A 6939-nucleotide genomic window follows, 5' to 3' on the forward strand; every position below is an offset into this window, starting at 1 on the left:
CCGGCCGAGAGGGCGATCAAGCCTTCATGGACGCCATCGCCGAATGCGGCAACCTGTGCTGCGGCATCTTCAACCGGGAGCTGGGGCGCTTCTTCCCGCACCTGGGCATGTCCACGCCCAACGTCATCGACACCCAGTGCGTGGCCTACCTGCAAAAGCTCAACTGTGCGCATGTGCGGCATTTCGCCATCGACCTGGCGGGCGCGCCGCGCTTTCACGTCTCGCTGTGCATCTCGGCCTACGACCACCTGGACTTTGCCGTCTCGGTCGAGGAACAGGTCGATACCACGGGCGAGCTGGAACTGTTCTGACATTTCAACGACCCGGGGAACCTCTACCATCATGGAAGCCACTGCCAGCCTCGACAACACCATCACCAGCAAAGTCCTGGTGCTGGACCGCGACACCGATTGCTACGACACCATCAAGTCCTTCTGCGAACGTCACCACCTGGTGGGCCTGAAGGCCCATGAAGAACACGTGATGGCGGTCTTGCGCAGCAACGTCGACCTGGGCGGCATCATGCTCTCCGAAAGCCTGGCCGGCCTGGGCGACGGTGGCGGCGGCCTGGGACTGGCGCGCCGCATTCGCGAAGTCCGCCCTGAATTGCCCATCTTCCTGCGTCGCCGCCGGGAAAGCGCCGATACCCCGCTGGCCGAACGCGACAGCGAACTGTTCAGTGCGGTCTATCGCATCGAGGATATCGACGCCTTGGCTCCGGCCGTGGCGGCGTCCATCTTCAGTCAGCGCTATCCCAACGCGCTGGTGCGCGGCATCGCCGAGATCAGCCGCATGGTGCTGGAGCGCCAGTTCCCTGGCATGAGCGTGGAGATCGAACAGCCTTACCTGGTGCGTGACCGCATCATCTTCGGCGAAGTGTTCACCTTGATTCCGCTGGAAAGCAGCTGGTGCCGTGGCTACATGATGCTGCAGGCCGAACAGAAGACGCTGCAGGCGCTGGCCCCTGAAGAGTCGGGCGACTTCCGCAATCTCAACAATGCCCTGGGCGAACTGACCAACCTGATCTGGGGCTGGTTCAAGAACCGCTTCATCAACCAGAGCCAGCCGATCCAGCAGTTGAGCCAGGTGCCCATCATCATCAACCATCAGCACCGCTACATCTCCTTCGGTTCGGAAGATGCACAACTGTGCTTCAAGTACCTGCTGCGCAAGGGCGACGATGCCCCGCTGGTGCTGCTGCAACGCTTCATCTTCAACCTCTCGTGGTCGCCCGAAGACTTCAGCGAAAACCAGATCTCGGTAGAAGACCTGTTCGAATCGGGCGAGCTGGAGCTGTTCTGACACGATTCCCCCCTGTAACCTCCCCCTAGTGAAGAAAGAGAATTCAAGATGGCACAAATCCTGGTAGTGGACGATTCGAGCACCGTGCGCGCCGAAGTAGGCGACTTCCTCAAGAAGAACGGCCTGGACGTGGCGCTGGCCGTGGACGGCCGCGATGGCCTCAACAAACTCAAGGGCGACCCGTCCATCAAATTGGTGGTCTCGGACGTGAACATGCCCAACATGGATGGCCTGACCATGGCCGAAAAGATCCGCAGCGAGCTGGGCAATGCCAGCGTGAACATCATCATGCTCACCACCGAGAACTCGCCCATCATGAAGGAACGCGGCAAGGCGGCTGGCATCAAGGGCTGGATCGTCAAGCCTTTCAAGGGTGAGGCGGTATTGCCGACCTTCAAGAAGCTGGTGGGCGCTTGATGGAGCCGGCCGCGGGATAAGCCTGGGCTTCCCGTTTAAGCTTGATTGGAACGGCCTGCAGTGATGCGGGCCGTTTTTTTTCGGTTGAAATTCTGAATATGTTAAACGTAGCTACAATTAATTCTTGCCTGATTGAATAATTGTAGCTACGATTATTCTTCATGGAGATTACCTTCGACCCGAACAAAGACGCCGTCAACAAGTTCAAGCATGGCGTTTCGCTCGCAGAAGCGGCGGCAATCGAATGGGACACTGCACTGGTCAGCATTGATGACAGATTTGATTATGGTGAGTTGCGCGAAGTCGCGATTGCCTACATCGGTCTGCGGCTGTATGTCGTGGTGTTTGTGGAGCGCCATGACGTTCTGCGCATCATTAGCCTGCGCAGGGCAACCAAAAGGGAGATCGAACGCTATGCCGAAACTTAAACAGGGAACCATTTTTCCAACCGCCGCTGAAGATGCCGCCATTACCTCGGCTGCATTGAACGACCCGGATGCGCAGCCATTGAGCCCGAGCCAGCTCGCCGCGATGCGACCGGCGCGCGGACGTGGACGACCGGCCGGTAGTGGTTGCAAGGTTCAGGTCACGATGCGTTTCGATCAGGACATCGTGGAGGCATTCAAGCGGGGTGGCGACGGCTGGCAGAGCCGGATGAACGGTGCCTTGCGGGAATGGCTGGCACAGCATGAACAGGTTTGAATTACTGCTCTTCCAATACCAGCTCAAAGCAGATCAAGACCGGATTGCAGCCCCGCGCCAGCACGCCTTCGCAGACCTGGCCTTGCGGATTGATGAGCCCGATATCCAGCCGACCCACGCCATTGCGCACTTCACCGGCACGGACCAGGATCTCGGTGGCGCGGTCCTCCAGCACCTGTCCATCCTCGAACTCGGCGCCGATGATGCTGCCCACGCTACCGCGCACGATGGCATTGCGGATGCCGTGGGCGGCGCAGGCTTGTTCGACCGCCATCGTCAAATCCTGGTCGGGGCGGATGCGGGCCAGTACCAGGCGCTTGCCATTCACAGCGGCTGCCTGTTCGGATAGCCGGGTAGGGTAGAACAGGGTGAAATTGGTTTCCGGGTCATGGCGGGTGGCCATGGTGGCGTCATGCAAGCCCCAGGCCTGCGCCGGGGTGGTGGTACCGACGATGGTCTTTTCCATCATCAGATGCCCACCCTGGCGCTGAGCGTCGCGACCGCGCCAGACGGCGTGGCAATGCACGAAGGGTTCGCCCTCCTTGCGACCATAGGTGGCACAGGCGTATTCGATGACGGTGCCTTCTTCGATGGCATGGGGCGCGCTGTAGAAGGCGGCGTGCTGCTCATCCACGGCCAGCGCGGGCATGAGGAAATGCAATGCAGTCAGTGGCAGATTGGCAAAGCGCACGGTGCCGCCCGCCAGACCCGCCCGCGCCAGCGGCAGGCTGATGGCGTCGCGCAGGTTCAGGCCGGCTTGCAGGGTGAAGTCGAGATGCATGGCTTGGCCCGCGAGCGAGACGATGCGCTCGGGCTCGGGGGGGCCGGGGTGGCGGACGGTGCGGGTGAAGCTTGGGGCGGTGGGCATGGGGGCTCCTAGGGCAGGCGGGCTGCGGCATCGATGGGCGGTCGGGGTTGTACTCGCTGAGGTGAATTATCGCGCGTTCGCGCAGCGGGGGCGGGTGAATGTTTTTTTATCGCTGATGGTGACCGTGGAGGATTTCTCGAAAATGGCGGTCGTTGATTCTTCGAGGAGCGTACTCAATATGTAGCCGCGTTATTTTTGAAAGCTATAATTTGCGTGTTTTGTTTGAATGGACTGCAGAGGTCAGGATTGTAGAAACCCAGGAAGTGAGAAAACGCGATGACCGCACCTACTGAAAGCCAGATGATCAAGAGCAAGGACGGCAAGCCGGCGTCCGTCGTGCTGCCTTATGCCGAGTTCATGGCCCTCTGTGGCGAGCAAGGCAACCTGATTCCCAACGAGGTCGTCGGGGCAACGGTGCAAGGCACTACGCCGGCCTGCGCTTGGCGGCAGTACTTGGGATTGACCCGGCTGGAGGTCGCCCAACGCATGGGCATTACCTTGTCGGCCTATGCAAAACTTGAAAAGAGCATCAATCCAAGGCCGACCACCATCGCGAGAATTGCGGCAGCCTTGGGCATCACTAGGGAACAGTTGGATTTTTAAAGAGCCAGTGCCGCTTTGGTCCGATTACCCGTCGATTCTTTATCTTTATCCACCCTCATGCGTTACATCCTCCTTCGCGGCCAGGCTGGTCGCGCGGCACAGGCCAGGTCAGGCACTTCCTGAAGGTTTATGCAGAATAGCGCCGCTCGAGCCCATCCCGCGGCCTCTGCGCCAAGCCTCCACCGAGCAAGGTGAACAATTCTTTCAGCATCCCCATCCCCAGCAACCGCCAGCAACCATCACGACTGCTCCAGCGGCAACTCGCAGCGCAACAGCACGGCCCTGACCTTGTCCAGTTCCTCCCGGTGATCGTGCAGGAAGCGGCGCAGCCGCGCTTCGCTGTCCAGCAATTCCAGGCACTGCGGATGACGCATGGCGCTGACCTCGGGATGGTGATGGCTCATCTTTTCGCCCGGTAGATAACCGGCGCTGATGGGCTGCAAGGTGACCTGGGCGATGCCCGCGCGATGAGCCACAGCCACCAGGTGCCGGGCCAGGGCCGGGGCCGACAGGCGGTGCCAGAAACGGGTCGCCCGGGCGCGCGCGGCCAGCGGGAAGTACAGCCGCAGTACGGTGATGTCATTCATGGCGCATTGCCTCCCCCGGCAGCGGCCTGTTCCAGCTCACGCTTGCGCTGGGTCTTGTAGGCGTTGACCTCGGCGATCTTGATGCCTTCCGGCAGTGGAACGTGCTTGGTCTGGCTCACGCGTTGCGCATGATAGATGCCGGTATGCCCCGAGAACAGATAGGCCACCACGCAAGCCAGGGCGGCAAAGGGGCCGATGTCCGGGCCGAACAGTTCGATGGCCATGATGGTGGAGGCAATCGGTGTATTGGCCGCGCCCGCAAACACGGCCACGAAACCGATGCCAGCCAGCATCGAGAAGGGCAGGTGCAGCAGCGGGGCCATGGCGTTGCCGAGGGTGGCGCCGATGTAGAACAGGGGCGTGACTTCGCCGCCCTTGAAGCCGGTACCCAGCGAGGTCACGGTGAAGAGCATCTTGCCCAGGAAATCCCAGGGCGCCAGGGGATGCTGGAAGGCTTCTACGATGACCGGGATGCCCAGGCCGATGTAGCGATGCGTACCCACCGCCCAGACCGCCAGGGCCACCACCAGCCCGCCGATGAAGGGGCGCAGCGGGGCGTAGCTGACGTGGCGCTTCATGAAGGCAGACAGGCGGTGGGTGCTGTTGGCAAACACCATGCCGACCAGGCCGAAGACCACCCCCGCGACGATGACCGCACCCACGCTCCACCAGGCGATGGGCGCGCTGCCGCTCATGGCGTAGTGGGTGTGATGCACGCCCCAGGCCAGGCCGACCTGGTCGGCCACGATGGCCGAGACGAAGCAGGGCAGGATGGCGTCGTAACGCATCCGGCCGATGGCCAGTACTTCCAGACCAAACAGGGCGCCGGCCATCGGCGTGCCGAACACCGAGGCAAAGCCGGCGCTGATACCAGCCATGAGCAGCAGGCGGCGCTCTTCCTGGCGCAGGCGCAGTACATGGGTCAACTGGTCGGCCAGTGCGCCGCCCATCTGCACGGCCGTGCCTTCGCGGCCCACCGAGGCGCCGAAGAGGTGCGACATGACGGTGCCGAACAACACCAGCGGCACCATGCGCAGCGGGATCACCTTCTTGGGGTCGTGGATTTCATCGATGAGCAGGTTGTTGCCGGCTTCCACCGGCTTGCCGGTATGCAGGTACAGCCAGCCGACCGCAAAGCCGCCCAGCGGCAGCAGCCAGAGAATCCAGGGGTGTGCCTCGCGCCACTGGGTGGCGTATTCCAGCGAAAACAGGAAAAAGGCCGAGGCCGAGCCCGCCAGGACCGCGATCAGGCAGGCGATGAGGCACCATTTGGCGATGTAGGGCAGCAGGTAGAGCTGTTCCGGGTAGTTGAAATGTTTCATGTGAACCAGGGGTCGAGTGGATCGTCCTGGCACACGGAGCGGTGCGCGAAGCATCAAGGCGAACGCCTACAGCCCCGGGGTGCCAGGTCACTGTAGGCATCATCAGCCCCAACGTGAAGTTGGTGGCGGTTGGAGGAGGAATGCCATCTCCTTGACCGCGATAGTAGCAATTTAGAAGCTCATCGACAACTTGTTGTTGTCATGAGTGGACATCCTCGAAGACACTTTCACCTGTCAAGCTTGCCAGGTGCAGGAACGTATCGACCCTTGGTCGTTCCAATTTTCGAACGTCACCTCTGCCTGGTGGCAGCGATATCAACGACAAGGAATAGGGGGCACGCCAGTGAAAACCTTCCATTGCGACAATTGCGGCCTGCAAGTCTTCTTTGAAAACACCGTCTGCGGCAATTGCGGGTGGATGCTGGGTTATCAGCCCGAGTTGCAGGCCATTGCCAGCTTTTTGCCATTGGAGCCGGATGCGCCTCCGGCTCAAGAGGTGGCTGCCGAGCCCGAGCCCGGGCCAGGCCGCTGGCGTAGCGTCAGGCCGGACAATGAAGGCCGGGTATTCAAGCAATGCCTGAACTATTGGCGCGAGAACATCTGCAACTGGATGCTCGATGCGCGCGAAGCCCATGAGCTGTGCGCCTCCTGCCGCCTGACCCGGGTGATTCCGACGCTGGATGAAGGAAATAACCGCGTGCTCTGGAGCCGTCTGGAAACGGCCAAGCGGCGCCTGCTGCATTCGCTGTGGACCTTGCGCTTGCAGCCGGTGCCGAAGATGGAAGATGAAGAAACGGGTCTGGCCTTCGAGTTCTTGCAGGATCAACCGCATGGCGAACGGGTGCTGACGGGGCACGCCCATGGCGTCATCACCATCAACATCGCCGAGGCCGATCCGGCCTATCGGGAGCAGGCGCGCGAACAGATGGCCGAGCCCTATCGCACGCTGCTGGGACATTTCCGGCATGAGAGCGGACATTACTATTTCGACCGGCTGGTGGCGCCGAGCGAGTGGCTGGAACCCTTCCCGGAAAAAGTCGGCGACGAACGCCAGGACTACGGCGCGGCCCTCAAGAACCATACGAAAACGGCCCGCGCCCCGACTGGGAAGAAAACTTCGGCAGCGCCTATGCCAGCA

At 61.4% G+C, this 6939-nt stretch carries 8 protein-coding genes, 2 pseudogenes and 1 riboswitch; of the genes and pseudogenes, 7 read left to right on the top strand and 3 right to left on the bottom strand.

The genetic code is table 11. The features are described from left to right. From I5W_RS15030 to I5W_RS15050, 5 genes and pseudogenes are all read left to right on the top strand, one after another. Window positions 1-311: pseudogene (locus tag I5W_RS15030) on the top strand (hypothetical protein); the annotation flags it as partial. Between the two features lie 31 nt (window positions 312-342). After that, on the top strand, window positions 343-1302 hold the full coding sequence (locus tag I5W_RS15035; protein ID WP_044529838.1) for a chemotaxis protein CheX: 960 nt from the start codon (window positions 343-345) through the stop codon (window positions 1300-1302). 48 nt (window positions 1303-1350) lie between these two features. Beyond that, window positions 1351-1719, top strand: coding sequence for a response regulator (locus tag I5W_RS15040; RefSeq protein ID WP_017451187.1), 369 nt, complete (start codon window positions 1351-1353; stop codon window positions 1717-1719). A gap of 161 nt (window positions 1720-1880) precedes the next feature. After that, the gene (locus tag I5W_RS15045) at window positions 1881-2147 is read left to right on the top strand and encodes a BrnT family toxin (protein WP_044529839.1); all 267 of its coding nucleotides are present in this window, start codon (window positions 1881-1883) and stop codon (window positions 2145-2147) included. Beyond that, window positions 2134-2421: a BrnA antitoxin family protein gene (locus I5W_RS15050; protein ID WP_044529840.1), complete on the top strand. Its 288-nt coding sequence runs from the start codon at window positions 2134-2136 to the stop codon at window positions 2419-2421. The genes I5W_RS15045 and I5W_RS15050 overlap by 14 nt, the downstream gene beginning before the upstream one ends. 1 nt (window position 2422) lies before the next feature. Here the strand turns inward: I5W_RS15050 and I5W_RS15055 are convergent, their stop codons facing one another. Further along, window positions 2423-3289 (bottom strand): PCC domain-containing protein, encoded by an 867-nt coding sequence (locus tag I5W_RS15055; protein ID WP_044529841.1) that lies wholly within the window; start codon window positions 3287-3289, stop codon window positions 2423-2425. Between the two features lie 300 nt (window positions 3290-3589). On the opposite strand from I5W_RS15055, the gene I5W_RS15065 reads away from it, so the two are divergent. Then, window positions 3590-3892, top strand: a complete 303-nt coding sequence (locus tag I5W_RS15065) for a helix-turn-helix domain-containing protein (RefSeq protein ID WP_083893550.1) — start codon at window positions 3590-3592, stop codon at window positions 3890-3892. 239 nt (window positions 3893-4131) lie between these two features. Here I5W_RS15065 and I5W_RS15070 read toward each other — a convergent pair whose 3' ends face one another. Both I5W_RS15070 and I5W_RS15075 read right to left on the bottom strand, forming a co-directional pair. Further along, window positions 4132-4479 (bottom strand): DUF190 domain-containing protein, encoded by a 348-nt coding sequence (locus I5W_RS15070; protein WP_017451194.1) that lies wholly within the window; start codon window positions 4477-4479, stop codon window positions 4132-4134. Further along, window positions 4476-5801 carry a voltage-gated chloride channel family protein gene (locus I5W_RS15075; RefSeq protein WP_044529843.1) on the bottom strand — a complete coding sequence of 442 codons (1326 nt, stop codon included), beginning with the start codon at window positions 5799-5801 and terminating at the stop codon, window positions 4476-4478. Before I5W_RS15075 ends, I5W_RS15070 begins: the two co-directional genes overlap by 4 nt. An 86-nt stretch (window positions 5802-5887) precedes the next feature. After that, window positions 5888-5961, bottom strand: a riboswitch (Fluoride riboswitch). 183 nt (window positions 5962-6144) lie between these two features. Here I5W_RS15075 and I5W_RS15080 point away from each other — a divergent pair. Next, window positions 6145-6939: pseudogene (locus tag I5W_RS15080) on the top strand (zinc-binding metallopeptidase family protein); the annotation flags it as partial.

Origin of the sequence: Herbaspirillum sp. B65 (assembly GCF_000333555.1) — a bacterium.
GTDB classification, from domain to species: Bacteria; Pseudomonadota; Gammaproteobacteria; order Burkholderiales; family Burkholderiaceae_D; genus Herbaspirillum; species Herbaspirillum rubrisubalbicans.

What these genes read in the sequence shown, in the direction of transcription:
- I5W_RS15035 (WP_044529838.1), top strand. Translation starts at nt 343, where the DNA reads ATGGAAGCCACTGCCAGCCTCGACAACACCATCACCAGCAAAGTCCTG.
- I5W_RS15040 (WP_017451187.1), top strand. Translation starts at nt 1,351, where the DNA reads ATGGCACAAATCCTGGTAGTGGACGATTCGAGCACCGTGCGCGCCGAA.
- I5W_RS15045 (WP_044529839.1), top strand. Translation starts at nt 1,881, where the DNA reads ATGGAGATTACCTTCGACCCGAACAAAGACGCCGTCAACAAGTTCAAG.
- I5W_RS15050 (WP_044529840.1), top strand. Translation starts at nt 2,134, where the DNA reads ATGCCGAAACTTAAACAGGGAACCATTTTTCCAACCGCCGCTGAAGAT.
- I5W_RS15055 (WP_044529841.1), bottom strand. Translation starts at nt 3,289, where the DNA reads ATGCCCACCGCCCCAAGCTTCACCCGCACCGTCCGCCACCCCGGCCCC.
- I5W_RS15065 (WP_083893550.1), top strand. Translation starts at nt 3,590, where the DNA reads ATGATCAAGAGCAAGGACGGCAAGCCGGCGTCCGTCGTGCTGCCTTAT.
- I5W_RS15070 (WP_017451194.1), bottom strand. Translation starts at nt 4,479, where the DNA reads ATGAATGACATCACCGTACTGCGGCTGTACTTCCCGCTGGCCGCGCGC.
- I5W_RS15075 (WP_044529843.1), bottom strand. Translation starts at nt 5,801, where the DNA reads ATGAAACATTTCAACTACCCGGAACAGCTCTACCTGCTGCCCTACATC.